General features: G+C 49.7%; 24 protein-coding genes and 1 riboswitch. Of the genes, 16 read left to right on the top strand and 8 right to left on the bottom strand.

The features are described from left to right. Nucleotides 1-10: 10 nt before the first annotated feature. The 4 genes from hemC to MKZ32_RS14325 all read left to right on the top strand — a co-directional run bounded on the left by hemC (nucleotide 11) and on the right by MKZ32_RS14325 (nucleotide 4,241). The gene (hemC, locus tag MKZ32_RS14340; RefSeq protein ID WP_239797884.1) at nucleotides 11-955 is read left to right on the top strand and encodes a hydroxymethylbilane synthase; all 945 of its coding nucleotides are present in this window, start codon (nucleotides 11-13) and stop codon (nucleotides 953-955) included. A gap of 111 nt (nucleotides 956-1,066) precedes the next feature. Further along, nucleotides 1,067-1,975 carry a uroporphyrinogen-III synthase gene (locus MKZ32_RS14335; protein WP_239797883.1) on the top strand — a complete coding sequence of 303 codons (909 nt, stop codon included), beginning with the start codon at nucleotides 1,067-1,069 and terminating at the stop codon, nucleotides 1,973-1,975. Continuing rightward, the gene (locus MKZ32_RS14330) at nucleotides 1,972-3,066 is read left to right on the top strand and encodes a uroporphyrinogen-III C-methyltransferase (RefSeq protein ID WP_239797882.1); all 1,095 of its coding nucleotides are present in this window, start codon (nucleotides 1,972-1,974) and stop codon (nucleotides 3,064-3,066) included. Before MKZ32_RS14335 ends, MKZ32_RS14330 begins: the two co-directional genes overlap by 4 nt. Further along, nucleotides 3,063-4,241 carry a heme biosynthesis HemY N-terminal domain-containing protein gene (locus MKZ32_RS14325; RefSeq protein ID WP_239797881.1) on the top strand — a complete coding sequence of 393 codons (1,179 nt, stop codon included), beginning with the start codon at nucleotides 3,063-3,065 and terminating at the stop codon, nucleotides 4,239-4,241. Before MKZ32_RS14330 ends, MKZ32_RS14325 begins: the two co-directional genes overlap by 4 nt. Before the next feature lie 103 nt (nucleotides 4,242-4,344). On the opposite strand, the gene thiE is transcribed toward MKZ32_RS14325, so the two are convergent. Both thiE and thiD read right to left on the bottom strand, forming a co-directional pair. Beyond that, a complete protein-coding gene (gene thiE / locus MKZ32_RS14320; protein WP_239797880.1) occupies nucleotides 4,345-4,998 on the bottom strand; it encodes a thiamine phosphate synthase in 654 nt (217 codons plus the stop codon). Further along, entirely contained in the window at nucleotides 4,976-5,812 is an 837-nt protein-coding gene (gene thiD, locus MKZ32_RS14315; RefSeq protein ID WP_239798172.1) for a bifunctional hydroxymethylpyrimidine kinase/phosphomethylpyrimidine kinase, read from the bottom strand. Before thiD ends, thiE begins: the two co-directional genes overlap by 23 nt. Nucleotides 5,813-5,873: 61 nt before the next feature. On the opposite strand from thiD, the gene MKZ32_RS14310 reads away from it, so the two are divergent. Further along, nucleotides 5,874-6,056 (top strand): rubredoxin, encoded by a 183-nt coding sequence (locus tag MKZ32_RS14310; RefSeq protein WP_239797879.1) that lies wholly within the window; start codon nucleotides 5,874-5,876, stop codon nucleotides 6,054-6,056. Nucleotides 6,057-6,527: 471 nt separating this feature from the next. Here the strand turns inward: MKZ32_RS14310 and MKZ32_RS14305 are convergent, their stop codons facing one another. The 5 genes from MKZ32_RS14305 to MKZ32_RS14285 form a co-directional block, all read right to left on the bottom strand. After that, nucleotides 6,528-7,661, bottom strand: coding sequence for a formylglycine-generating enzyme family protein (locus tag MKZ32_RS14305; protein WP_239797878.1), 1,134 nt, complete (start codon nucleotides 7,659-7,661; stop codon nucleotides 6,528-6,530). 170 nt (nucleotides 7,662-7,831) lie between these two features. Further along, nucleotides 7,832-8,911, bottom strand: a complete 1,080-nt coding sequence (locus MKZ32_RS14300) for a formylglycine-generating enzyme family protein (protein WP_239797877.1) — start codon at nucleotides 8,909-8,911, stop codon at nucleotides 7,832-7,834. Nucleotides 8,912-9,129: 218 nt separating this feature from the next. Continuing rightward, nucleotides 9,130-10,314, bottom strand: a complete 1,185-nt coding sequence (locus MKZ32_RS14295) for a formylglycine-generating enzyme family protein (protein ID WP_239797876.1) — start codon at nucleotides 10,312-10,314, stop codon at nucleotides 9,130-9,132. A 220-nt stretch (nucleotides 10,315-10,534) separates the two neighbouring features. Continuing rightward, nucleotides 10,535-11,461 carry a formylglycine-generating enzyme family protein gene (locus MKZ32_RS14290; protein ID WP_239797875.1) on the bottom strand — a complete coding sequence of 309 codons (927 nt, stop codon included), beginning with the start codon at nucleotides 11,459-11,461 and terminating at the stop codon, nucleotides 10,535-10,537. Nucleotides 11,462-11,745: 284 nt separating this feature from the next. Then, the gene (locus tag MKZ32_RS14285) at nucleotides 11,746-13,818 is read right to left on the bottom strand and encodes a TonB-dependent receptor (RefSeq protein WP_239797874.1); all 2,073 of its coding nucleotides are present in this window, start codon (nucleotides 13,816-13,818) and stop codon (nucleotides 11,746-11,748) included. Between the two features lie 158 nt (nucleotides 13,819-13,976). After that, a riboswitch (cobalamin riboswitch) is annotated at nucleotides 13,977-14,246 on the bottom strand. A gap of 184 nt (nucleotides 14,247-14,430) precedes the next feature. Between MKZ32_RS14285 and hemL the strand changes: the two genes are divergently transcribed. The 9 genes from hemL to MKZ32_RS14240 all read left to right on the top strand — a co-directional run bounded on the left by hemL (nucleotide 14,431) and on the right by MKZ32_RS14240 (nucleotide 23,551). Next, nucleotides 14,431-15,711, top strand: coding sequence for a glutamate-1-semialdehyde 2,1-aminomutase (gene hemL / locus MKZ32_RS14280; RefSeq protein ID WP_239797873.1), 1,281 nt, complete (start codon nucleotides 14,431-14,433; stop codon nucleotides 15,709-15,711). A gap of 1 nt (nucleotide 15,712) precedes the next feature. After that, nucleotides 15,713-16,309, top strand: coding sequence for a ribosome biogenesis GTP-binding protein YihA/YsxC (gene yihA / locus MKZ32_RS14275; RefSeq protein ID WP_239797872.1), 597 nt, complete (start codon nucleotides 15,713-15,715; stop codon nucleotides 16,307-16,309). A gap of 180 nt (nucleotides 16,310-16,489) precedes the next feature. Further along, nucleotides 16,490-17,494, top strand: coding sequence for a porphobilinogen synthase (gene hemB / locus MKZ32_RS14270; protein WP_239797871.1), 1,005 nt, complete (start codon nucleotides 16,490-16,492; stop codon nucleotides 17,492-17,494). A 248-nt stretch (nucleotides 17,495-17,742) separates the two neighbouring features. Next, a complete protein-coding gene (locus MKZ32_RS14265) occupies nucleotides 17,743-18,000 on the top strand; it encodes a DUF2024 family protein (protein ID WP_239797870.1) in 258 nt (85 codons plus the stop codon). Between the two features lie 307 nt (nucleotides 18,001-18,307). Then, nucleotides 18,308-18,694 carry a RidA family protein gene (locus tag MKZ32_RS14260; protein WP_239797869.1) on the top strand — a complete coding sequence of 129 codons (387 nt, stop codon included), beginning with the start codon at nucleotides 18,308-18,310 and terminating at the stop codon, nucleotides 18,692-18,694. 33 nt (nucleotides 18,695-18,727) lie between these two features. After that, nucleotides 18,728-20,761 carry an ATP-dependent DNA helicase RecG gene (recG, locus tag MKZ32_RS14255; RefSeq protein ID WP_420887769.1) on the top strand — a complete coding sequence of 678 codons (2,034 nt, stop codon included), beginning with the start codon at nucleotides 18,728-18,730 and terminating at the stop codon, nucleotides 20,759-20,761. Then, nucleotides 20,754-21,362, top strand: a complete 609-nt coding sequence (locus MKZ32_RS14250) for a chorismate--pyruvate lyase family protein (protein ID WP_239797867.1) — start codon at nucleotides 20,754-20,756, stop codon at nucleotides 21,360-21,362. Before recG ends, MKZ32_RS14250 begins: the two co-directional genes overlap by 8 nt. Continuing rightward, nucleotides 21,359-22,237, top strand: a complete 879-nt coding sequence (gene ubiA / locus MKZ32_RS14245) for a 4-hydroxybenzoate octaprenyltransferase (RefSeq protein ID WP_239797866.1) — start codon at nucleotides 21,359-21,361, stop codon at nucleotides 22,235-22,237. The genes MKZ32_RS14250 and ubiA overlap by 4 nt, the downstream gene beginning before the upstream one ends. 387 nt (nucleotides 22,238-22,624) lie before the next feature. Beyond that, nucleotides 22,625-23,551, top strand: coding sequence for a hypothetical protein (locus tag MKZ32_RS14240; RefSeq protein ID WP_239797865.1), 927 nt, complete (start codon nucleotides 22,625-22,627; stop codon nucleotides 23,549-23,551). A 135-nt stretch (nucleotides 23,552-23,686) separates the two neighbouring features. Here MKZ32_RS14240 and corA read toward each other — a convergent pair whose 3' ends face one another. Beyond that, nucleotides 23,687-24,646: a magnesium/cobalt transporter CorA gene (corA, locus tag MKZ32_RS14235; RefSeq protein WP_239797864.1), complete on the bottom strand. Its 960-nt coding sequence runs from the start codon at nucleotides 24,644-24,646 to the stop codon at nucleotides 23,687-23,689. 84 nt (nucleotides 24,647-24,730) lie between these two features. On the opposite strand from corA, the gene MKZ32_RS14230 reads away from it, so the two are divergent. Both MKZ32_RS14230 and MKZ32_RS14225 read left to right on the top strand, forming a co-directional pair. Continuing rightward, a complete protein-coding gene (locus MKZ32_RS14230; RefSeq protein ID WP_239797863.1) occupies nucleotides 24,731-25,225 on the top strand; it encodes a hypothetical protein in 495 nt (164 codons plus the stop codon). Continuing rightward, nucleotides 25,218-25,595 (top strand): hypothetical protein, encoded by a 378-nt coding sequence (locus MKZ32_RS14225; RefSeq protein ID WP_239797862.1) that lies wholly within the window; start codon nucleotides 25,218-25,220, stop codon nucleotides 25,593-25,595. The genes MKZ32_RS14230 and MKZ32_RS14225 overlap by 8 nt, the downstream gene beginning before the upstream one ends. Nucleotides 25,596-25,605: the final 10 nt, after the last annotated feature.

The following is a 25,605-nucleotide window of genomic DNA, read 5'->3' as shown; positions in this document are numbered from 1 at the left end:
AGGAAAAGCAATGAATCAGGTATCTCAGGCGCAAACCGTCCCCGCAAAACTGGTCATCGTATCGCGTGAAAGCGCGTTGGCAATGTGGCAGGCAGAATTTATCCGTGATCGGTTGCGCGCATTATACCAACAAACCGAAATCAGCATATTGGGCATGACTACGCAAGGCGATCAAATTCTTGATGTAACGCTGTCTAAAATCGGTGGCAAGGGTTTGTTCGTGAAAGAACTTGAGACTGCGCTGGAAGATGGACGCGCTGATATTGCGGTGCACTCGCTGAAGGATGTGCCCATGCATTTGCCCGAGGGGTTTATGTTGGCCTGTATTGGCAAGCGTGAAGATGCACGCGATGCCTTTGTGTCTAACCTCCATGCCAATCTCGAAGCACTACCGCTGGGCAGTGTGGTAGGCACTTCCAGCTTACGCCGTGAAAGTCAATTACGTGCGCGTTTCCCTCACCTGAAAATTGAGTCATTGCGAGGTAATGTGCAGACCCGTTTGCGCAAACTGGACGAAGGTAAATATGCCGCCATCATCCTCGCAGCGGCGGGTTTGAAGCGTTTGGGCTTAGGCGATCGTATCCGCGATTTAATTTCTCCTGAGAATAGCTTGCCGGCAGTCGGTCAGGGTGCGCTAGGCATTGAATGTCTCCTTTCCCGCCCTGATCTGGAAGTCCTGTTGCGACCACTGCACCATGCGGATACTGCTGCTTGTGTGCAGGCGGAACGCGCTTTGAGCCGTGCGCTGGCGGGTAGTTGCCAAGTGCCGCTAGGTGGTTTTGCAGAAATAGTGGGCAATGAGCTGCGCTTGCGAGGTTTTGTCGGCAGCCCGGATGGCAGGCATATGGCGCATGCTGAACTATGTGGTCCAACCGCCGATCCTGAAGCATTAGGTAATGCTGTGGCGCAAGCTTTGCGCGCGCAGGGCGCGGATAAGATTCTTGCTGCTCTATGAAATTTGACACAACAATTCACTACAGAGGCAACAAGATAAAAAGAATACAATTTGTTTGGGTAGATATATTTCACTGCCAATGACTGTAATAAAACAAAATTTGTTTTTAGCATGATGCAACAGCAGCCACTAGCCGGATTGAACATCGTGGTGACCCGCCCGCGCGAGCAGGCAACGCAATTGGCACAACGCATAGCTCAAGCTGGCGGACAAGTCACCCTGTTTCCCTTGTTGGAAGTCAGCCCGGTGCTTGACTCGCAGCCCTTGCGCGCGCTTATCACCCGTCTGCATGAGTTCAATCTTGCTATTTTTATTAGCCCCAATGCGGTACGTTATGGCATGGAAGCTATTAACGCTACAAGCGAATTTCTCTCCCCTAATCAGCTTGGTTCTTCTCGCTCCTCTCCCCTGGCAAATGGAACAGATGTGGGCAATAACGCGGGTGAGGGTAACGTTGGTGGTTCAACCGAACAATATAATACGTTGCCAACGACCTTAAAAATTGCGACGGTAGGACAAGGCAGTGTTTGCGCACTGCGCGATTACGGTGTAAAAAATGTCATCGCGCCGCAGGATCGTTTCGATAGCGAAGCATTGCTGGCGCTGCCGGAATTAAAACAGATCGCAGGCTGGCGTGTGGTGATTTTTCGCGGCAATGGCGGACGTGAGTTATTGGGCGATACCCTTAAAGCGCGTGGCGCAAAGGTTGAGTACGTCACATGTTACCAACGTGCCAGGCCGCGTCAGAATGCCACCATGTTACTTGCTGCCAATCTAGATGCCATTACAGTAACCAGTAGCGAGGCTTTAGGTTATTTGTGGGCCATGCTGGATAGCATGGCGAAAAAACGGCTTGCCACTGTGCCATTATTTGTGACGCACGCACGCATTGCCGAAACTGCGCATAAGCTGGGTTGGAGCGAGGTTGTGCCGACTGCAGCAGGGGATGACGGCTTGATATCAGGTTTGATAGCATGGGCAAAGAAAAATGCTTCAAACAGAATTGGAAATAAGCTATGACCAAGCAAGCGCCGCCCGCCGAACAAATTAATTCTGCCATGCCGGAGACTGTGGGTGCGCCTGCCGCTTCGTCTCATAACTCAGTGGAAAATATCATTTCCCGCATGAGTATTATGAAAATGGTACTGGCTGTGGTACTGGTAGTATTTTTATGGCAGTGGTTTGACACTCACCTCCAGATTAATAATATGCAGCAGGAGTTGGCGCGTCGTTTGGCTGAAATGGATGGTAACAACAAGGCCAACCAAGTGTTGATGACGCAAGTGAAGGAGTCCATGCGCGAGCTGTCTGTCAAAGTGGGCGTGCTGGAAGCCCATTCTGCCGAAGCACAAAATCAGCGTGCCGCGCTGGAGTCGCTGTATCAGGATTTGTCCGGCAGCCGCGACGAGACAGTGCTGGCTGAAGTGGAGCAGATGCTGTTGATTGCCGGACAGCAATTGCAACTTTCTGCCAATGTGAAAGCGGCGTTAATTGCCATGCAGCAGGCCGATGATCGCCTTAAGCGCATGGATCGCGCCGCCTTAAATGGATTACGTAAGGCTATCAGTCGCGACATCGACAAGTTGCGTACATTGCCAGATGTAGATGTGCCGGGTATCAATTTCCGCCTCGATAATCTTATCGCCGAAGTAGACACCTTGCCGCTGGTACAGGACATTGCTCATGTGCCACAGGAAAAAAATGTCATTATGACCACGCCGGTACGTGAGGAGGGCGCATGGCAAAGGCTAATGCGCGAAATCTGGGAAGACATGAAGCGCTTGGTTCGCATCGAAAATATGCAAAAGCGTGAGTTGCCACTATTGTCGCCTACACAAACGTTCTTTTTGCGCGAAAACCTGAAGTTACGCCTATTGTCAGCACGTCTTGGCTTGTTGTCGCGCGACCAAAAGAGCTTTAGACATGATCTGCAGTTGGCGCAGGAATGGATAGTGCGTTATTTTGATGCCAAATCCACCAGTGGGGCGCGGGCTGTAACGACCTTGCAGAAGCTGCGGGAGTCCAGCATAAACATTGAAATGCCGGATGTTAGTGCGAGTCTGGAAGCGGCGCGTAACTATCGTTCCTCGCTGGGCAAGGGGTTGCGATGAAATTCCTGGTGTGGCTATTGGGATTATTCTCGCTGGCCGTGGCGCTGAAGTTGGCGGCACACAATCCCGGCTACGTGTTGCTAGTGTATCCGCCCTATCGTATTGAGGTGTCGCTCACCTTGTTTGTACTGATGATGTTAGCCCTGTTTGTGCTGGGATATTTTACCGTACGCTTGGCGCTGTCCGCCGTTCGCCTTCCCGCTTACGTGCGCCAGTTCCGCATTGAACGTGCTCACAGGAAAGGTCGGTCAGCCATGATGGAAGCGCTTGACGCGTTCTTCGAAGGGCGCTTTGCGGTGGCGGAAAAGGCTGCGGTACGCGCGATGGAATTAGGTGAAAGTTCCGGCCTCAACCCTGTCATTGCGGCACGTGCAGCGCATGAGCTACGTGAATTCGAGAGGCGAGATGCTTACCTGGCTTCAGCCGATAATGAGTCGGCAGGTGTATCCACCATGCGCTGGATGGCGCAAGCCAAATTTAATCTCGATCAACATCAGCCTCAAGCCGCGCTTCAATCGCTGAAAGAGTTGCGCGAGAGCGGAGTAAAAGGACATGTTGGCGCGCTTCATCTTGAGCTTAGGGCACAGCAACAGGCGCGAAATTGGGACGCAATACTGGATGTTGTAGATCAATTGGAAAAGCGCAGTGCAATGGACAGCGTCGCTGTTGCGCAGATACGCCAGCAAGCTTGGCTGGAAAAAATCCGCGCACACACGCTGGATGCTCCCGCGTTGCTGGCCATTTGGAAAAGCACCCCTGGCGAGTTCAAAAGGCGCCCTAAAGTTGTAGCAGCGGCGGCGCGTGCTTTCATCCATCAAGGGGATTGTCGTAACGCAAGGCAGATTATCACTGACAGACTGAACGCGGCATGGGATAGCGATTTGGTAATGCTCTATGGGGAATGCCTGACGGGCGAAGCAGGAAGCCATATTGAACAGGCAGAGCATTGGCTCAAGCAGCATCCGGACGATGCCGGATTATTGCTGGTGCTGGGGAAGCTGTGTTTGCATCAAGGGCTATGGAGTAAAGCTCAAAACTATCTGGATGCCAGCAACAGCATTGTACCCAGCAGCGTTGCGTATACTACGCTTGGTCATTTGTCTGAAAAATTGCACCAACCGGACGAGGCATTTAAGTATTTTCAGAAAGCAATGGCGTTGGCGCAGGGTAAATAAGTAAGCATAACCTGAATGAAACCGAATCTAAGAATCAAATGTACTGAGCAATGTACTGAGCTAAGAACACCTCTGGAAGTCTTTGATGGATGACTAGATGTTTCTAATTTCTATTATCTTCGAATCGACTTGAATTAAATAACGTGGACAATTTTTTTGCTGTCACCGTAATGTCTTCCGCGGCAAATAAAGCCGAAATCACCGCCAGCGCATCTGCACCGGCATGTACTAACGATGCGGCATTGTTCAGTGTGATGCCGCCTATTGCTACCAGTGGTATGGGAAGTTCGGCGCGCGCCTGCTGCAATAGCTCAATATCTGCCACTTCAGCGTTGGGCTTTATGGTTGAAGGAAAAAATGCTCCGAATGCCACGTAATCCGCACCTGCATGAACTGCATTTTGAGCCAGTGATAGACGGTTATAGCAAGAAACGCCGATGATTTTATGTATGCCCAGTGTGGCACGCGCCGTATCAACGCTCCCATCCGCTATACCTAAATGCACGCCGTCTGCATCTACCTGCGCTGCCAGTTGTGCATCGTCATTTACAATAAACGGTATGGTAAATTCACGCGTCAGTTTGCGTAAGGCGTGAGCCTGCTCAAGTCGCTGCGCAGTATTCGCTGATTTATTGCGATACTGCAGAACCCGTACTTCGCCTGCCAGTGCCAGTCGCACGCGATGCAGCAAATCTGTAGTGTCAGCGCAGTCGGGCGTAATGGCGTAAACGCCTTTAATGACGTACGCTGGATTCATCCTCTTCGTCATCACGGGCCCAAAATAAACGATCTGGAATGTGCTGTCCCATGCCGGGGCGGAAGGCATATTGCAATGCCTGCCAAGTGAACTCCTGAGCCTCTTTCACCGCTTCATTCATCGACAGTCCGTTGGCCAGCAAAGAGGCAATGGCCGAGGCCAGGGTGCAGCCGGAGCCATGATAAATGCCTGACAGACGCGCCCAGCTATCGCTACGTACTAGACCGTTCTCGCCGTAAAGAGTGTTAATTACTTTGGGCGTATGCTCGTGTGTGCCAGTCACAAGCACATATTCACAACCGAGCTGCACGATGCGCTTGGCACACTCGGCCAGGTCGGGGTTATCTTCGTCATTATCCTCATCTTGAATGAGGCGGCGTGCCTCTATGCTATTCGGTGTCAAGATAGTGGTCTGCGGCAATAACAATTCACGCAGTGCGTCCAACATGTCCTCATCGGCCAGTTCATCGCCGCGGCCGGATGCCAGCACCGGGTCAAATACCAATGGAATATCGGGATAATCTGAGATCACTTCAGCAATTGCCGCAATGTTCTCTACGCTGCCCAGCAGACCGATTTTGAATGCCGCCACGGGCATGTCTTCCAGCACTGCGCGTGCCTGGTCAGATACCCACTCAGCATCAATTGGAAAGATGTCATCTACTCCACCCGTGTCCTGTACCGTGACTGCTGTCACAACGGACAAGGGATGACAGCCCATGCTGGCAATAGTCAGAATATCGGCCTGCAAACCTGCTCCCCCGCTGGGATCTGTTGCACCAAAAGTAAGAACAATAGGCGGGATGTCAGACATGGCAGTAAGTGTCATTGTAAAATACAAAATAAAAATGCAATTTTAACTGAAATTACTCACCATGACCCCGAACCCTGAATATAAAACCTATATGTGCCTTATTTGCGGCTGGCTGTACGATGAAGCCACTGGCTCTCCAGAAGATGGCATCTTGCCCGGCACGCGTTGGGAAGATGTGCCTATAAACTGGATTTGCCCGGAATGCGGGGCGCGTAAGGAAGATTTTGATATGGTTGAATTTTAATACTCAGCTTTAAAGCAGCTTGTATTTGCATACAGTTGAGTGTATAAAAGTAAACATTAGGACTGGGTAAGATCAGAACGTAAACCATTTGGGAGACGCTTATCGAGACTGCAATAAATACAATTTGAAGTGAGTATTTCACCGGTGTCAAACCGGTTAAGTCGGTAACCCATATATCGACATATAACGCCGCGCAATGCGGCGTTATTATCTCTCAAGTCGCTCCCACTATGAAATTGATTTGCAGTGATATTTTTTATACTGTCTGGAAATTTCCAGCATTTTCTGTCTTTGCTTTCGCAGATTACTGGGTTGTTTCTGCCAGTAATCGCTTCATCTGACCAGGTTGCAGGCCGTTGTTTTGAATATGAATGTTTGGTTTTTACTAGCTTCTTCCCAGATGCCTCACTTTGAACGTCAGGTCAATGACTCATCCAGCCAAAACAGTCTTCGATAAACTACGCTACCACCTCACGGTAATGTTCTGGCAATACGAAACCCTGTGTAAGAGTTACGACTCGACTGATCGCTCATGAAGCGAACGGCGGAGCGCGCGTCCCTCGGATCAATGATCCATGAACCACCACGCAGCACTCGCCATTCCTGATTGCTAAGGGTGCTTATTGCACCGCAAGACGACCAAGCCTTGCCATCTGTTGGAGCCCCACTGTATGTATCATGCCATGTATCCTCCACCCATTCCCAGACGTTTCCTAGCATATCATGCAAGCCAAATGCGTTAGGCGCAAAACTACCTACTGGCGAGGCACGCTTACAACTCCATTCACTTTTGCTGTCTTGGCAGTTGCAGTTGTTTTTGCCAAGCTCATCGCCCCAGTAATATTCCGTCACCGATCCGGCGCGGCACGCGTATTCCCATTCAGCCTCTGACAACAAGCGATAGGTCTTGCCCGTCTTTGTCGATAGCCAGCGCACATAGGCTTGCGCATGAATAAAATTAACATTGGTCACTGGCAGATTGTCACCTGTCCAACCGTTATCTACAGGGGAATAGGTAGTCTCGCCGGACACGACAAAACGCTTCCATTCCGCCACTGTGATAGTGTATTTTCCTACCGCAAAAGGGTGAGCAATGGTAACCTTATGTTTGTCAGATACTTCCCCCATACGATAACTACCTGCCGGTATCACCACCATTTCGGGAGTATCCGGCCCATCGCGGAAAATTTTTGGAATCCCAACTTGGGTTGCCGCCGTCATTTGTTCCAGTTGAATTTGTTCTACCGACGAGCCCTCTATGCCTAGCGGTCCCTTCAGCGCTTCCTTCTGTTCTCTAAGCTTTGCCTGGGCCTGTGCATGTTCCTCCGCCAGATAGATGAGATGGGCAACCTCTTTATCATTAGATGCTTGCACCCATTCCTTTTCCACTAGGCCATCTGGCGTGACGGCATTAATAAGGTGGTTACCCGCAGACAGAAAAAAGCGTCGGGGTGTGTTTTTATTTAGTTCACCCTGATCGTCGCCATTTACAGTGAGATAGCAATCCATATCAGATTCAAGCAACAAAGCAGCGGCAGTCTTAACAGGAGACTCGCCGCCGGAATCTGAATTTTTGATATGGTCTTCGTGTTGTTCGTTACTCATTAAGGCCATCCAGTGTTAAAGAATTGAGGAGGAATAGTAGAGGTTCATGAGCGCCTCTAAAAACTTAGAGTTATCCAAATCCAAGACGCGAGAAAAACCTACAAGAACCGGCTACGCAAATGTTCGAAAATTTAGATTTTTGAAAATTCACTTCAATGAATAGCTACCGTTTACGGCAACGTCCTGGCGAGACGAAGGCCGAAATTAAAATTCCTTATTGTCGGCACACTCCCATGACGATGAGCGCAGCGCGCGTACCTCGGAAAGCTACTCCAAGAACCGCCGCGCATCACGCGACCCAGTTGGTTACCTCCAGACGACCAAGGTTTCCCATCGGTCGGAGCTCCTTCGTAATTATCATGCCATATGTCCTCTAGCCATTCCCATATGTTCCCCAGCATGTCATGCAGCCCAAAAATGTTGGGAGGAAAGCTACCCACTGGTGAGGCACGTTTACGACTCCATTCACTGCCACTGTCTTGACAGTTGCAGTTGTTATCGCCAATTTCATCGCCCCAATAATACTCGGTCACCGATCCAGCACGGCAGGCGTATTCCCATTCCGCTTCAGACAATAAGCGATAGGTCTTGCCCGTCTGGGTTGATAGCCAGCTTGCGTAGTTTTGTGCGTCAAACCAACTAACATTGGTCACCGGCAAGTTATCGCCTTCCCAATCGTTATTTGAGGGGGAATAGGATATTTCGCCCTTTTCGACATAACACTTCCATTCCGCTACCGTAACCGGATATTTACCTATTGCAAAAGGGCGAGTAATGGTAACTTTGTATTTGTTAAATGCCTCCCCCCTGCGATAGCTACCTGCCGGTATCACCACCATTTCGGGAGCATCCGGCCCATCACGGAATACTTTGGCAAGTCCAACTTCTGTTGCCGCCGCCATTTGCTCCTGTTGTATCTGATCCACCGACCAACATTCTATGCCCAGCGGCTTGCCCACTTCTTTTTCACGTTTTGTTTGTAGCTGGGCATATTCTTCCGCCAGTTGAATCAAGTAGACAACCTGTTCTTCGTTATTTAAATCCTGCGTCCATTCCTTTTCCAGCAGACCATCTTGCGTGACGACGTTGATAAGATGACTACCCAAGGGTAGCGCGATGCTGAGAGGAGTATTTTTCTGCAGTGCACCATGGTTATCGTTATTCACCATGAGGCGGCAGTTCATGTCGGTCTTGAGTAGCAAGATAGCTTCACGACTGCGCTCAGTTTCCTGTGGTTTTTGTTCTTCCATATTAGTCACGCAATGTTAGTCACACAATCACCTCTCGCCGCATACCACTAACTTTGATGACGAAACCGAGTCAGCCTTTGCTTGCAGTGCAATCCGTTGGACGATACAAAAGCGAAAGGCCCGTTATCTCACCACGATTAAAACTGAGATTGCATCAGTATTGTTCGTCACTTAAGTGAGATTAAATATCGAAATGGTCAAAAACAGAAAGGAATCAGTTAAACGGCCGGTTCATCCAGTGTGCTGGCAATACGGAACCCAAAATCGTCGTATCGGCTTGACGTTACGGCTCGGGCGCGGCTGGCAGGGCGCGCAAGTTTCGGACTACAATCCCAAGAGCCACCACGTACTACGCGTCCCTGCTGGTTACCTCCATACGTCCAAGCTGTCTCGTCTGCTGGAGCCCCCTCGTAATTATTATGCCAATGGTCCTCCACCCATTCCCACACATTTCCCAACATGTCATACACACCAAAAACGTTAGGCGCGAAATTGCCTACTCGCGAAGCACGTTTACAACTCCATTTGCTCCCGCTGTCTTGGCAGTTGCAGTTGTTATCGCCTATTTCATCGCCCCAATAATACTCAGTCACAGAGCCAGCACGACAGACGTATTCCCATTCCGCTTCAGTCAGCAAGCGATAGGTCTGGCCGGTCTGGGCAGTTAGCCAACGCACATAATCCTGAGCATCAAACCAACTGACGTTAGTGACCGGCAGGGTGGCACCGATCCATCCATTATCAGAGGGACAATGAGGAGGATCTTCCGGCTCGACGTAAGGCTTAACTTCACTGCCATCACCTGGTGCGCCAAAGTAAACGCTCATCGGTTCTTTGCTGACGACACTCTTCGCATCAACGTATCTTCTCCATTCCTCTACCGTAACTGGATATTTGCCTACGGCAAAAGAACGAGTAATGGTGACTTTATGTTTATCAGATACTTCGCCCATTCGATAGCTGCCCGCCGGTATCACCACCATTTCGGGATTATCCGGCCCATCACGGAACTCTTGGGCAAGTCCAGCTTTTTTTGCCGCTTCCAGTTGCTCCTGCTGTATCTGCTCTACCGACAAACACTCTATGCCCAGCGGCTCCCGCATTTCCTCTTCAAGTTTTGCTCGTGCCTGAGTGTGTTCATCCGCCAGATGAATGAAATGTTCGACATCTTCTTCCCGATATAGTGGTTGCACCCATTCTTTTCCTACCAGACCATCTTGCGTAGCGGCATGAATAAGAGGGTATCCCAACGGCAAAAGGAAGCTGCGGGGATAATCTCTTTCCAGTGTACCTTGGTCTTCACCATCGATCGTGATGGAACAGTCCATGTCCGTCTCCAGCAGCAAAGTGGCTACCTGACTGTGTTCTGCTTCCTGATGTTTCTTCTCTTCCTGATCAATCACCTGATCATCTCCCTTTCAGATTTCTCATTTTAATAGCGATTACCATATCACCTTCTAAGACAAGATAATGTACTGGACGCGACAAACCAGAGTAGGGCATCCCCGCCAGATTAAATTCTTTCGGGCGGTTTCCATCTTTTACGTTGTTACGTGGTGCAATTTAGTGTCAAAAAGTGGAGGACAAGTGCAGATTAAGATTCAATAGTAAGCCGCCGTTTCATTACAGCGTCCTGGCAATACGGAAACCAATACCGTAGTTCCGGATAGAAGGTTCAATCCACAAACGAAGGGGAGCGCGCGCGTCCCGCGGATCGCTATCCCAGCAACCCCCCCGTAACACACGCCACTGCCGGTTGCCTTCAGACATCCAAGCCGTTCCGTCGTCCGGAGCCCCTTCGTAATTTTCATGCCATGGGTCTTCTACCCATTCCCATGCGTTTCCCAGCATGTCATATAGGCCAAAAGCGTTAGGTTTAAAACTGCCTACGGGCGAGGCGCTTTTACAGCTCCAATCGCTCTCGCTGTCTTGACAATTGCAATTATTCTGACCTACCTCATCCCCCCAGTAGTATTCAGTCACGGACCCTGCACGACATGCGTATTCCCATTCTGCCTCAGTCAGTAAGCGGTAGTTCTGGCCTGTCTGAGCCGATAGCCAACGCACATAATCCTGCGCATCAAACCAATTGATATTAGTCACCGGCAAATCGCTGTTAGTCTCTTTAACATAACTTAAAACTTCGTGGTGCAATTCAGTTGCCTTCGTAGGGGTTTTGAGCAAAACCTTGTTATGTCCGCGAACTGTTCCTGTCCCCGCCAAATATCCCGCCCCTACACCGGGCAATATTTCGTCTTCAGGTCTTAACCTCTCAACGAAACGCTTCCACTCTTCCACCGTAACCAGATATTTCCCTACCGCAAAGGGACGAGCAAAGGTAACCTTATGCTTCTCAAATACTTCGCCCATACCATAACTTCCCGCTGGTAGCACCACCATTTCAGGCGTATCCGATTTGTCGCGAAATGTTATTTCTTCAAGTCCCGCTTCCTTTGCAACCAATATTTGTGCTTGTTGTATTTGTTCCGCCGACCAGCACTCTATACCCACAGACTGATTCAACTCTTCAATTTTTGGATCATTTTTCATGATATCTCCGTGGCTTAATATAGGCAATCGCATGAGCTGACAGTCCTCTAGGCACTCGGCCAGGGCCACAACACGGGGAAATTTTCTCTCTTCTAGGGCAACACACTAACCATGCCAAATGCAGTTTTCGGTTGTTTTTAAGCAACCCTACTCACTTTTTAGAATAGCTTAAAGCAGCCCTTTCAGTCAACCGAGTGTAGCGAGCAAATAAAATGTTTTGACATGTAACACATTAAATAAAAATTAAATTACTGCTGACTCTACCCATCCTTAAAATGCGTGATTTAGAGCTGGTAGCTTGCACCGATAAATAGTGTTCGTCCCGGTAATGGATAGGCGTTATATCTTCCCGGAATAAATTGGCTACTGACCGCATAATTAAAATATTTCCGGTCAAACAAATTGTTTACTGACGTGCTTAACTGCCAAGCACCTGTTTTATGTATAAGTTTAATATCAGCAACCGTATAGGCTGGAATCTTTTTCCCTAAAGAATTCGCCTCGTCATTGTCCATGAACTGTGAGTCAACGTAGGTTGCAGATGAATTTAATAGTGTTCTTTCATTTATTACCCATGCTGCGCCCAAATTAAACTTGTGGCGAGGTACCAACGGTACTCTCTTATCCGCAATATTCACATTAGTTTGCGTGAATGCCCCTCCGGCCAAAACACCGCTTATAAATTTTGCGTCTATATAAGTATAGGCTGCATTTAATACAAGCTGGGGTAATGCCTGCCATTTACCATCCAATTCAAACCCCCTGCGTCGTGTCGGCGGCAAATTAGTGTTGCCAATACCCGTAGTGAATGGATCAAGATGGATTTCATCACGTACCTTGCTATTGAACAATGCCGCCCGCCAGTTCCCATCATGGATGCGCTGCTCCACACTGACTTCCATGCTATCCGACGTCTGTGGACGCAAAAACTGAAATTGATTGGTAAAGATTGGCGATGATTCGTAGATTTCATCTACATTTGCGAAGCGGAAGCCGTGCCCAATTTTTCCATTTAATGCCACTCCACTATCAAGTTGATGGCGCAGACCGAGTTCGTAGGCATTTTTTGATGCCTTAAAAGAACCCGGTGTAGCAGCAGAGCCAAATGCCGCGCCAGGAGCGGCTGCGTTGTAAATATCATTCGCGTTTATTGAAATCCGTTCCTTACGCACCCCGGCCAACAGGGACGTTGCTCTTGATAAATGTGTCGTATTCTGTAAATACCAAGCGCTATTTTGCTGGGTCATGGATACTTGGTTAATTGGCTGCCCAATATTCGCCGCAGCGTTCGATGCATTTAAGTCATAATTCCAGCGATACACATCAATACCCGCTACCAGGGTGCTATCCCCACCTAATGAATGTGGTAGCTTGATACGAGGTGTAAGCGAAGTCACGCTCAAATCGCTATCGCGGTAGTTTGGGAAACCGTTAAAATCAAAATAGGATTTTTGATTCTTGGTACGGCGTGCTACTCCCACATTAACATCCGCACCAGAAAAGCTCTGCTGCCATTCAAGTGCAACTTGATTGCCATCGCGGCTGGCATAGTCCAGCGGGGTGGCAGCGCCACGCGGATCAGTCGCCACCAGGTTAATGCCGGCACTCGGTTGTACCAGCCGCGCGCCGGGTAAGCGAATGTCCTGTCGATCGATCCCAACTTTCAATGCTAGCTCACCTACGTCCAATTTCCACCGTGTATTTGCCTGCACATTGGTTTGCTCGTTGCGGTTGTTCGCACGGTATCCATCAGAAACTAATTGACTTGCTGTAAAGTCAATTCCGGCTGTGCCAGAAAAATAATTGGCATTTGCTTGCACCTCAGCCATACCATAACTACCTGCTTTCACGCTGACTTGCCCTGACTTGCCTGCTTGCGTAGGTGTTTTGGTGATGATATTGATTACTCCGTTGGTTGCGCCGTTACCGTACAACACAGCACCACTGCCACGCATAATCTCAATACGTTCAATCGAAGCGAAGGGGATAGCCGACCACTGCACACCTGAAAGATCAGCGTTAGTAATGCGTCGCCCATCCAGCAGAATTAGTGTATTTTGTCCGGCAGCTGCGCCAAAACCGCGCAAATCAACCGTGGCTAATGCGGCATTGTTGCCAAATAGATCTCGTGCTGAAATACCAGCTTGCTGCGAAAGTAATTCCGGTATCGTGCGGGCGCTGCTTTTATTGATAGCTTCGCGCGTAATAATGGATACATTGAGTGGCTTGTCAGCGTATGTCTCTTCGAATCGCGTTCCGGTGACAATGAGAGTTTCGAGCGTAGGGTCTTCCGTTATTGCGTAAGCGAATGAAGTAACCGTACACAAAATGGCGGCGACAAGTTTTTGGTGTTTCATTAAGATTTTCCTGAGCGAATTCCAAGGTTCCCCGTTGGAATGTTCAAACACAGGAAATGCACAAGCAAAAGGAAGGAGGTGCTGACTAACCGATGCGGCTTGCCATCCTGCCGTCCATGCGCCACCCGCAGCATTTCCCGACCTAAAGAACCTCTGATGAGATTCCTGTGCTCAAGGCCGGTATCCGGGCTTGCAGGACTAGACGTATCGCCTTCCCATGATTGCTCACAGTGGCTTAACTCAGGTTTTCCATAATTTACGCGTCTTACATTCATTTCGCGAATTTATGAAACATCCAGGTTATTAACACGTCCACACCTGCTTACCGTTGCGGGGGCAGCACAGGCCTAAGAAATTAAATTCCCTCACCTGTTTCCCGTTTAACCAGACGCATTCTTGTGTCTGGCACCTTAAGCGGCGCGAAGTATATCAGACGCGAAAGATTGAATGGTTTTGAGCCAGAACATGTTTTCTTAACGGATGGGTTTTGCAAGAAGCTCTCTCAAATTATAGAGAGCTGAAATAAATGGTGAAACTTCATCTTATAAAGCACCTTCCAAGAACAATGGTAAAATTATTGTTTATGCAAGATTCAAATTAGGACTATGTAATATGAGCTCACGCAACGAATATTTGTTTGAACAATCGCAGCACGTCATTCCAGGCGGGGTTAACTCGCCAGTACGTGCATTTAAGTCGGTGGGCGGTACGCCGCTGTTCTTTAAGCGCGGGCAGGGTGCATATGTGTGGGATGCCGACGACAAGCGTTACATTGATTATGTCGGTTCATGGGGACCGATGATTGTTGGCCACTGTCATCCTGCAGTGGTCACGGCAGTGCAGGATGCTGCCGCGCAAGGTTTGGGTTTCGGTGCGCCCACTGCGGCCGAACTGGAAATGGCCGAGCTGTTGTGCAAGTTACTTCCCAGCATAGAAATGGTGCGACTGGTGAGTTCCGGTACTGAAGCCACCATGACTGCAATCCGTTTGGCACGCGGTTTTACCGGTCGTAGCCGGATCATTAAATTTGAAGGCTGTTATCACGGCCATTCTGATGGCCTGTTGGTCAAAGCAGGTTCCGGCGCACTGACTTTCGGCCAGCCGAGTTCCTCCGGCGTGCCAGCGGAAATCGCAGCGCTGACTACTGTGCTCGACTATAACGATGTGGCTGGGCTGGAGCGTACCTTTGCCGCAATAGGCAATGAGATTGCCGCCGTTATTGTTGAGCCAGTCGCGGGCAACATGAACTTGATTATCCCCAAGCGCGAATTTCTGGATGCGTTGCGTGCGCTGTGTACTAAACATGGAGCAGTGTTTATTCTGGACGAGGTGATGACGGGCTTCCGCGTCAGCCTGCAAGGCGCACAAGGTCATTATGGCATCAAGCCGGATCTGGTCACGCTGGGTAAGGTGATGGGTGGCGGCCTACCTGCCGCAGCCTTCGGGGGGAGGCGTGACATAATGCAATGCTTGGCACCACTCGGTGCGGTATATCAAGCTGGCACCCTGTCCGGCAATCCGGTGGCAGTAGCAGCGGGATTGGCTACGCTTGAATTGGTACAGCAGCCGGATTTCTACGAGCACTTAAGCGTGTTGGCTCGTCAACTAACCGAGGGCTTGGAACAGGCTGCCAAGCAGCATGGTGTCGATTTTTCCGCCCAATCCATCGGCGGCATGTTCGGTTTATATTTCCGCGCCACCCCGCCGACTTCTTATGCCGAAGTGATGACCTGCGACAAGGAGGCGTTCAATCGGTTTTTCCATGCCATGCTGGACCAAGGTATATACATGGCGCCATCCGCATTCGAGGCAGGTTTCGTATCGTCAGCGCATACATCCGCAGACATTGCGCAGACCATCGCGATCGCCAGCAAAATTTTCGAAGCCTGGTAGCATGGGGTTATTTTCGCGCGCTACATTTTTTACCACGGTTAATCATTTGCGCGATTTGCCGCTGCATGGCGGTAGAGAAGTTGCTTTCGCCGGACGTTCTAACGCAGGCAAATCAAGTGCCATCAATACGCTGGCCAACCACGTTCGTTTGGCTTATACCAGTAAAACACCGGGGCGGACCCAGCATCTAAATTATTTTGATTTGGGCGAAAATTGCTTTCTGGTGGACTTGCCGGGTTATGGATATGCCAAAGTGCCACCAGAAATAAGGGCGCACTGGGAAGAGCTGCTGAGCGGCTATATACAGACACGGGAGGCATTATGCGGGCTGGTGATCATAATGGATGTGCGCCATCCGCTCACCCCGTTGGATGAGCAGATGCTGGATTGGTTTGCACCCACTGGCAAGCCAGTGCATGTGCTACTTACCAAGTCAGATAAACTAAGTCGTCAGCAGGCGAATATGACGCTGAATCGTGTTAAATTGCACCTAGAGGAACATTTTCCATTTTGTTCGGTGCAATTATTTTCAAGTTTGAAAAAGATAGGTATGGATGAGGCCGAGGCGGTGATTGCGAGCTGGTTTTCTGCTAAATAACAGACAAAAAAATGCCCTTGGCTATAAGGAAAACCAAGGGCGAAAATGCCTCGACTTTTTTGGGTCAAGACAACCCGCTCAGGGAGGAGAAGCGGGAGATGACGTCTTACCATCTGTTAAGTCAGATTAGATAATGCTGAAAGAGTTCCAATATTAGGTAAAAATTTTAGGATTTAAGTTATGCACACACTCGGACAATATCCACATAAGCGGATGCGGCGCATGCGCCACGATAAATTTTCCCGTGCCTTAATGCGTGAAAACGTGCTGACCGCAGCAGATTTCATCTACCCGGTGTTCGTACTGGAAGGTTCTAATCGCGAGGAGGCTGTGGCGTCCATGCCTGGGGTAAAGCGCCAGACACTGGATAAACTGCTAGTGCAAGCTGAGGAGTGCGTCAAGTTGGGCATACCCATGCTTGCCCTGTTCCCTGTAATAGATATTTTGCTCAAGTCGGAAGATGCGCGCGAGGCGCTCAATCCAGACGGCCTCGTACCGCGCACAGTAGCCACCCTCAAAAAACACTTCCCCGAGCTTGGCCTGATGACTGATATTGCCCTTGATCCCTATACCAGTCACGGACAAGATGGATTGATCGATGCCCACGGCTATGTCATGAACGACGAGACCGTTACTGTCCTCGCACAGCAAGCACAAGTTCACGCACAGGCCGGAGCTGATGTGGTAGCCCCTTCCGACATGATGGATGGGCGCATTGCTGCCGTACGGCTTGCCCTTGACCGCAAGGGATGTAATCACACCCGCATCATGGCCTATTCAGCCAAATATGCTTCCAGCTTCTATGGCCCATTCCGCGATGCAGTTGGTTCCAGCGCCAATCTGGGTACAGGCGACAAGTACACTTATCAAATGGATCCCGCCAATTCCGATGAAGCGCTATGGGAAGTCGGTCTGGATTTGCAGGAAGGTGCCGACATGGTAATGGTCAAGCCAGGCATGCCTTATCTGGACATTGTTCGACGTATCAAAGATGAATTCAAGGCGCCGACTTTCGTATATCAGGTAAGTGGCGAATACGCCATGCTAAAAGCGGCCTCGCAAAACGGCTGGCTGAATGAACAAGCTTGCGTACTGGAATCCTTGCTGTCATTCAAGCGTGCTGGCGCGGACGGTATCCTGACGTACTTCGCGTTAGATGCGGCACGGTGGTTGAAGCAGCGGTAACTGCGCCAATTAATCTCTGTAGAGTTATGTATGAGAATTGCGATAATTTTTTTACTCGTTTGCAGCAGTTTGATCGTTTCGGCGTGTAGAACAACGCCAGAAGATCAAGTTCTTTGGGCTGCTTATGAGCATGAACTAAACACTAAGGTCGTCGATCCTCGGCCAATTATTTTCGGCCCATAATTCCCGGAACATTCTGTCAGTTATTTTAATAGTCTGGCCAATTCTAAATTAGTTAAGGAACGAATATGGACATTCACGTTTATGACACTTATGTAAAAGCTAAAGATGGCCACACGATGCATTTTGATGTCTTTACTGCAGTTAAGGATGATCAGAAAGCGATCGAATTCGCTAAAGAATGGTTGATTTCAATCGGGGAAGGTGAGGCAGTTATTACGAGCAAAGAATGCAATTTTTGTCACATTCAAAGCGCATCCAGCAATGTTGTTGAAGCGATTAACAAGGATGGGTACTTCATCTACAAGATGGAAGGTTGTAAGTAATAGCCTGGTGCTCTAAAAAGAAAACATGGGAAACCATTTGTAACAAATAAGTTCCAATTTGGTAGCAGAGACCCATTCATTTTAGATTTAATGCAGCTGTGCTACCATTTTCAGCAAGAAATTATTTCGTTCAGGCCGAGGATAGCGCACGAAATATATACTTTGATATCAACTTGTTTTGTTGAAGCCTTTTGGGGCCAAGCGCATCCCGTTTGCAATGCGAACTTAAGTAGTTCAAGTTTTACCTTTTTCCACACTATATTTATTGCCCGGCTAGATTGTGTCCGGCAACACACAGGAGCCAGTAATGTCTAACAAAAAAGTGATTCAAACCCTAGACGCACCAGCCGCTATTGGCATTTATTCGCAAGCTGTTTGTGTAGACAATACAATTTATCTTTCCGGCCAAATCGGATTGGATCCCAACACGATGCAAATGGCAGAAGGAATCGAGGCACAGATTCATCGCGTATTCCAGAACCTGCGCGCGGTGGCCGGTGCTGCCGACAGCAGCTTGAACGATGTGGTGAAGCTCAATATTTACCTTACTGACATGGACAGCTTCGCCAAAGTGAACGAAATCATGACGTCCTATTTCCATCAACCCTACCCGGCGCGCGCGGTAGTAGGCGTGGCGGCGTTGCCGAGAGGGGCGCTGGTGGAGATGGATGGCATATTGTGCGTACAGGACTAGACCGCTCTTCCTGTGCTGCCCCTGTGTTTTAGTATTTCAAGCGTGTTTCCCGCCAGCATTCCTGAAGCCACCTTAACCAAGCTTGCAAAACTTGGTATTCATAACCGCTTCGATCTGGTGCTGCATTTACCGCTACGTTACGAGGACGAAACCCGTGTGACGCAAATCGTCGAGCTTGTTCATGGGGTGAGCACGCAAGTGGAAGGCGAGATCATCCACAGTGAAGTAATGTTCCGCCCACGTCGCAGTCTGATATGTCAGTTGCAGGACAGTAGTGGTGTGCTGCATCTAAGGTTTTTGAATTTTTACCCAAGCCAGCAAAAGCAACTCGAAGTAGGAAAGAAAATCCGCGCCCTGGGTGAGGTGCGCATGGGCTATTTCGGCATGGAGATGGTGCACCCAAAGTGTCGTGTCGCGGGTGAAAGTACACCGCTAAAACAAGCGCTGACACCTGTGTACCCCACTACCGCAGGCCTGCCACAAGCTACACTGAGCAAGCACATTCAGGCTGCCTTGAACGAGCTTGAACTGTCTGACACGCTGCCAGCAGATTTACTCACACGCTTGAAACTTCCCAGCTTTGCCGATAGCGTAAGGTTGTTGCACAATCCTCCATCCGACATTGATGAGGATGCGCTGCTTAAACGCACTCATCATGCTTGGTTACGGATCAAGTTTGATGAATTGTTGGCGCAGCAACTTTCCATGCGAATACATTACCGCAAGCGACGCAGTCGCAATGCGCCGCGCCTGCGCGCACTCGGTCATTTTACGGAGCGACTGTTGCAGACATTACCCTTTAGTCTTACCACCGCTCAACAAAAAACCTTGCGGGAAATCAGTCGCGATCTTGAACAAGCGCACCCGATGCAGCGTTTGCTGCAAGGCGATGTGGGCAGTGGTAAAACCATTGTCGCGCTGCTGGCCGCCTTGCAGGCGATAGAAAATGGCTATCAAGTGGCATTGATGTCGCCCACCGAAATACTTGCCGAACAGCACTATCACAAATTACGTGATTGGCTGGAGCCGCTTGGTATCAGTCCCGTATGGCTTTCTGGCAGCCTGAAGAAAAAAGATAAGCAAGCTGCTATCGAACGTATTGCGCAAGGCGAAACGCAGTTAGCCATCGGCACGCACGCGTTGTTTCAGGATCAAGTTATATTCCCCAAGCTGGGATTAGTTATTGTGGACGAGCAGCATAAATTCGGCGTGCAGCAACGTTTAGCGTTGCGCGGCAAGGGCGACGAGCCACACCAGTTGATGATGAGTGCTACCCCCATCCCGCGTACCTTGGCAATGAGTTATTACGCCGATCTCGACGTATCGGTAATCGATGAATTACCACCCGGACGCACGCCTGTCATCACTAAACTGGTTAGCGACAGCAGGCGCGAAGAGGTACTTGCGCGCGTTCGCCAAGCCTGTCTCGCAGGGCAGCAGGCTTATTGGATATGCCCGCTGATTGATGAATCGGATACGCTGGAATTGCAGACTGCACTGGAAACACATCAGAGATTGGCACAAGCACTGCCTGATCTGCGAGTAGGTCTGGTGCATGGCAAACTGAATACCGTCGAAAAATTACATGCGATGGCCGCGTTCAAAACGGGTGAAACGCATCTCTTGGTGGCGACCACAGTGGTCGAAGTCGGGGTCGATGTACCCAATGCTGCCATGATGGTAATTGAGCACGCCGAACGTATGGGGTTGGCCCAGCTGCACCAGTTGCGTGGACGCGTCGGGCGCGGTGCTGCGCAGAGTTTGTGTATTTTGCTATTTCAACAACCGCTTTCTGAATTAGCGCGCGCGCGCCTGAAAATCATTTATGAAAATACGGATGGTTTTGAAATCGCTCAGCAGGATTTGAGCCTGCGCGGCCCGGGTGAGCTGTTGGGCGCACGTCAAAGCGGCGTCCCCATGCTGCGTTTTGCCGATGTTACCGAAGATGCTGCTTTGCTAAATTGCGCGCAAGCTGTTGCTGACGAAATGCTGTGCGATTTTCAGCAAGAAGCACGCGCACATTTGCAGCGATGGATGGCGAATAGACAAGATTATCTCCATGTCTGATGCTTATTTAACATGCTCACGTGCTTTACTTATTGAGCAGAGCGAAGCGAGGGGGGCGAAGCCGATATGGGGAGTAGAATCCTGGCGCACTTTCCTGCCTGGAATTGAAGCGGGCTATGCGCCCTGGCTGCGTACCGATGGATCACTTACGTTGCGTATTCAGCAACGTTGCGAAAATTTAAGCGTACGTAACGTGCATAACCGCTTGGCAACTGCCATTTATGATGAGGCGGCGCTGCTTGGCTTGCCCGCTCAGCAAAAAATTTATACGCGTGAGGTGTTCTTGCATGCCGATGGTAAACCTGTGGTATTTGCGCATAGTGTGGTTGCAACCCAGCATTTGTGCGGTGCATGGTACGCGCTGCGAAATTTGGGTAATCGTCCGTTAGGCGCACTATTGTTTGCCCATCCACTGGTGCGGCGCTCAGTGCTGCATTTTCACGCACTTAAACCGAATCATCCGCTATATCGACGCGCTGCCGTTGCTCTCGATACGCCACCACAAAAACTGTGGGCACGGCGTTCGTTGTTCATTTTGCGTAATGCTCCTCTGTTGGTGACGGAAGTTTTTTTGCCGGATATTCTTGCGCTGAAAAAATGAATTTCAACGAGCGAATAAATCTGTATATAAAGTTAACGAGGCTCAATCGCCCCATTGGTGTCCTGCTGCTGCTGTGGCCTACATTATGGGGTGTATGGATCGCGGGCAACGGTCAGCCGGCATGGAACATTGTCGCTATTTTTGTGCTTGGCACAGTCTTGATGCGTTCTGCAGGTTGCGCTATCAATGACTATGCTGACCGTGACTTCGATAAGCAGGTAAAGCGTACTCAAGATCGTCCTATCACCAGTGGAAAACTCGCGTCGAAAGAAGCGCTGTGGCTGGCGACTGGGCTGGCGCTCCTCGCTTTTCTGCTGATTTTGCCACTCAATGGATTGACGCTGCTATTGTCTATCCCCGCTCTGTTCTTTGCCGCCAGCTACCCCTATACCAAACGTTTCTTTGCCATTCCCCAAGCTTACCTCGGGATCGCATTCGGTTTTGGTATCCCGATGACATTCGCAGCACAACTCGGCAGCGTTCCCGCCATAGCATGGTGGTTGTTAATCGCCAATGTATTTTGGGCGATTGCTTACGACACCGAATACGCGATGGTGGACCGGGATGATGACATACACATAGGCATCCATTCCTCCGCGCTGTTCTTCGGTAAATACGATATAGCTGCGGTGATGATCTGTTACGGCGTTACACTGGCCATACTCTCCGTCGTCGGCAGTATGCTGGGGTTAGGCATGGTCTACTACATCGGCTTACTGTGCGCGGCAGGCATCGCCATCTACCACTACACGTTGATTCGAAAACGTCAGCGCGAAGCTTGCTTCAAGGCTTTCCTGCACAACAACTGGTTTGGTGCTGCGGTGTTTATCGGAATTGCACTGGATTATCTGCTGCACTTGGCGAGAGTTTCGTAGTCAACCTTTAAAACATAATAGCTGGCCGGAACAGCTCTATTCTGCAAATTCAATGGTAGGCCCCATTGATTATTTGGCCCCATCGATTTCATTGATTGCACCCGAATTTCGGCGCTTAAACGATCGAGTAATCTGGGGGCAACCTGAGATACAACTTGAACTTCCATCCGCAGAATTTTAGGCTGTTCTATAATAAACTATTAGCCGAATGAACAGCTATGGTAATGAAAAATGTTGGGAAGTTTGTGATGTGTAACAATGTGTACCGATATAGACAGCATTACTCGCTTATAAAAATATTTTCTAAAATACGTTAGGCCGCAGTAGTCGCCCATGTAGCTTCTGCGCGCGTAGTATCAAGATTTCTTTGCGAGAGGCGCTAACGAGATGGCAGTTCACCACGGTGTGTACTTGGCTCCCCAAGGCACTCATGATTCGTCCACTATACGCCCAAAGGGAATGCAGTTCAGGTACGGCATCTTGCGCGTTTTTGAAGGATTGCGAAGTGGTTCATTTCTGGCGTCCCCCGATGATCGGCGTCGTGCGGCTGAGTTGGAGCATCACTTCAGGAATGTTTGCCAACGGCTTCTATTCTCTCTTCAACGGCTCGACGCCTTGATGCAACAGTTGACCACCTTATACGTGCCGGGCCAGGCGCCAAACCTGGAGACGATGCGAGTCCACTTTGAAGCCGAGACAGTTGCAGATCACTTGATGAGCTACCTGAACATGGTAGTTGACGATATTGCCGTGATGATCACCCAGGCGACTGGATATTTGCCATCGAAACCAACGCGAGCAGTTGATAGCTTCGGCAAGCTCAGACGGGCTGAACTCAGATTAGAGGCAGCATTCCAACCGATCAAGACGCTACTGGATGCGACTGACGTGGCTGGTTCATGGTGGGACCTCGGATTTGCGACAGGCACCGGAGCGCGGCAGCTCGTCATTCACAACCAACATCTGATCGACTTTCAACTTTCCAGCGTGCCTGGCGGTCCAATAGAAGCGCGGGCGATCATCTTGTCGCCACATGCACTGGAGCCGTTTCCATGCACGGACTACTTTGGTCTTCTCCATCGAGTTCTGGGCGGGCTGTTCGCTTGGCTGGATGACGTCGAGCGTGTGCTGATCCTGCACCTGAAAGCAGTCGACTCTTCGTGGCAGCCGATGTCGTTCTGCCCAGGCTTTTCGCTTCCAGTTGGGTACCCACTGGGGATAACGCGCTACTCGAAGGAGTACTTTCCAGTGCCAGCATGCGATGGCTCGGAGGAGCTGCCTTGGAGCATTGAGGTGTGCGGCCCCAAGGCGTAGTCTCTACGGTCTAACAATTCATTCAGGAAAATCTCGGGGTCAGTTCTAACATTCAAACATCCCATCTTAAACTTCGCACATGGCAAGACCACTCAGCTCGGTAGGCTGGACTGTATGAAATGAAGCCCAACCGCTCTATTTCAACCAGCCCTTGCGATGGAATATCCAGAATGGCACCACCACCGACAACGCCATTAACAAAAGTGCAAAGGGATAACCCAAGCTCCAGTTGAGTTCGGGCATATGCGCGAAATTCATGCCATAGATGGAAGCGATCAGTACCGGTGGCAGCAGCGCCACCGAGGATACGGAGAACAAGCGCACAATCTTGTTCTGGTTGACGTTAATAAAGCTGATGGTTGCGACCATCAGGAAGTTGATCTTGTCGAACAGGAAACTGGTGTGTCCGTCCAGTGAGTCGATATCTTGCATGATCTGGCGCACATCGTCCATTTGTGTAGGCGTGAGCAATTTACTACGCATCAGAAAGGATATTGCTCTGCGAGTATCCATAACGTTGCGGCGTATACGCCCATTGAGGTGCTCAGCATGTGCGATATTGATCAATACAGAAGAAGCATGCTTGTCGCTGAGCTTGGCATTGAGTACCTTGCTGCTCACTTGCCCCAGATCGGCATACACCCCTTCCAGCGCATCGGCGGAGAACTCTACATCCATTGAATACAAATTAATCAGCACATCCTTGCAGTCCTCCAGATCATCCGGTTGCCCGTGGTTGGTCAAACGTCTTTGGTAAAACACCGGCAAGTCTTCTTCATGCACGCTGAAAAGAGTATTGCCGGACAGCACGAAAGCCACAGTGACACTGCGTGAACTACTCTCTTTGCCGAGCAGGAAATCGGAGCGCAAATGCAGCTCATCGTTTTCCTCATAGAATCGTGCGCTGGCCTCAATATCTCGTAGATGCTCGGGCTTTGGCAGAGTCAAGTGATAAGCTTGCTCTATCCATTTACGCTCCTCGTCAGTGGGTGCAACAACGTCAATCCATATCGGATGATCGGTGCGAAGGTCATCTTGCTCATCCACATGTATTTTACTCAGACGGCCGTTGCTGAGTGTGTAGGCGTTTATCATGGTAAATTTCCTGTATTGCGTATGCTGTAAGCCTAGCAGAAATTATGGGTAATTTAAAAATTGGTAACCTCAAACGTTAGACCTATGATGAATACTGTGGCATATAAAACTTTAGTGAATCAATTACTACCGTTCGTCGGAATCCTTCTTGTTTATCCGAAGCATTCCAAGAACATGATGGGCTGTCTAACGGGCGGTACTGTATTTTTTATCGGATCGGGCCAACAGCGATTCCTTGTGACAGCCGAACATGTTTTTCGGAAGATCGAAGAACTGCGAAGCGAGCGAGACATAGTAATTCTGCTTTGCGGAGTCAATTCCCCCCCGATTGAAATATCGGATTGGCTAATTCATTCGCGTGACGATTTTGTGGATATATGTACCGTGCAAGTGCCGAGCGATTTCATTTCGGATGAGCTGAAAAAGGAGTTCTTCCCATTTCCGAAAGAACTTACAGCAATTGCAGAACGCACGGGGTCAGCGCAGAACGCAGAACGCACAGAACGCACAGAACGCACAGAACGCACGGGGTCAGTTCTAACATTCCAACATACGCTGTTGCACTTCACAAATGGCTAGAGCCCTCAGCAAGCGTAGCCTGGGCTACCGTAGGTTGGCGCTGAGCTTGCGAAGCCCAACATCACAGGATAGAGCTTCCTCGTCAATTCCTCGCTTCGCATTCGCCTTCCCGGTCATTGTCATAGACTCGCCTTTGTTCGAGTGCTCTCGAAAACAAGATGGAGAATTGGAACTCATTGAGGTCTTAAACAGTGAGTTTCTATTCTCTGCACATATCCCGGATTACATCGGTTGCAGTGTCAAGGTCATTACGAAAGAATATCTGCCTGATTTTGCACAATGGACGAAAGAACTGGCGAACACCATTCGAGGAGAACTCAAGGATGAAGAAGCCAATGCCTTCAACGCTAAGCTAGGTTGTGCTGAATGAAATGAAGCCC

This window comes from Candidatus Nitrotoga arctica (assembly GCF_918378365.1).
In the GTDB taxonomy this organism is placed as follows: Bacteria; Pseudomonadota; Gammaproteobacteria; order Burkholderiales; family Gallionellaceae; genus Nitrotoga; species Nitrotoga arctica.
The sequence above is the reverse complement of the archived record's forward strand: the minus strand, read 5'-3'. Positions and strand labels throughout refer to the sequence as shown.

Coding starts and splice junctions, on each gene's coding strand:
- MKZ32_RS14325 (WP_239797881.1), top strand. CDS start 3,063: ATGAAATTCCTGGTGTGGCTATTGGGATTATTCTCGCTGGCCGTGGCG.
- MKZ32_RS14305 (WP_239797878.1), bottom strand. CDS start 7,661: ATGAGTAACGAACAACACGAAGACCATATCAAAAATTCAGATTCCGGC.
- MKZ32_RS14330 (WP_239797882.1), top strand. CDS start 1,972: ATGACCAAGCAAGCGCCGCCCGCCGAACAAATTAATTCTGCCATGCCG.
- corA (WP_239797864.1), bottom strand. CDS start 24,646: ATGATAAACGCCTACACACTCAGCAACGGCCGTCTGAGTAAAATACAT.
- thiD (WP_239798172.1), bottom strand. CDS start 5,812: ATGTCTGACATCCCGCCTATTGTTCTTACTTTTGGTGCAACAGATCCC.
- thiE (WP_239797880.1), bottom strand. CDS start 4,998: ATGAATCCAGCGTACGTCATTAAAGGCGTTTACGCCATTACGCCCGAC.
- hemC (WP_239797884.1), top strand. CDS start 11: ATGAATCAGGTATCTCAGGCGCAAACCGTCCCCGCAAAACTGGTCATC.
- MKZ32_RS14230 (WP_239797863.1), top strand. CDS start 24,731: ATGATGAATACTGTGGCATATAAAACTTTAGTGAATCAATTACTACCG.
- MKZ32_RS14225 (WP_239797862.1), top strand. CDS start 25,218: ATGGCTAGAGCCCTCAGCAAGCGTAGCCTGGGCTACCGTAGGTTGGCG.
- MKZ32_RS14240 (WP_239797865.1), top strand. CDS start 22,625: ATGGCAGTTCACCACGGTGTGTACTTGGCTCCCCAAGGCACTCATGAT.
- MKZ32_RS14250 (WP_239797867.1), top strand. CDS start 20,754: ATGTCTGATGCTTATTTAACATGCTCACGTGCTTTACTTATTGAGCAG.
- MKZ32_RS14300 (WP_239797877.1), bottom strand. CDS start 8,911: ATGGAAGAACAAAAACCACAGGAAACTGAGCGCAGTCGTGAAGCTATC.
- MKZ32_RS14265 (WP_239797870.1), top strand. CDS start 17,743: ATGGACATTCACGTTTATGACACTTATGTAAAAGCTAAAGATGGCCAC.
- hemL (WP_239797873.1), top strand. CDS start 14,431: ATGAGCTCACGCAACGAATATTTGTTTGAACAATCGCAGCACGTCATT.
- ubiA (WP_239797866.1), top strand. CDS start 21,359: ATGAATTTCAACGAGCGAATAAATCTGTATATAAAGTTAACGAGGCTC.
- MKZ32_RS14290 (WP_239797875.1), bottom strand. CDS start 11,461: ATGAAAAATGATCCAAAAATTGAAGAGTTGAATCAGTCTGTGGGTATA.
- yihA (WP_239797872.1), top strand. CDS start 15,713: ATGGGGTTATTTTCGCGCGCTACATTTTTTACCACGGTTAATCATTTG.
- MKZ32_RS14335 (WP_239797883.1), top strand. CDS start 1,067: ATGATGCAACAGCAGCCACTAGCCGGATTGAACATCGTGGTGACCCGC.
- MKZ32_RS14310 (WP_239797879.1), top strand. CDS start 5,874: ATGACCCCGAACCCTGAATATAAAACCTATATGTGCCTTATTTGCGGC.
- MKZ32_RS14260 (WP_239797869.1), top strand. CDS start 18,308: ATGTCTAACAAAAAAGTGATTCAAACCCTAGACGCACCAGCCGCTATT.
- hemB (WP_239797871.1), top strand. CDS start 16,490: ATGCACACACTCGGACAATATCCACATAAGCGGATGCGGCGCATGCGC.
- MKZ32_RS14285 (WP_239797874.1), bottom strand. CDS start 13,818: ATGAAACACCAAAAACTTGTCGCCGCCATTTTGTGTACGGTTACTTCA.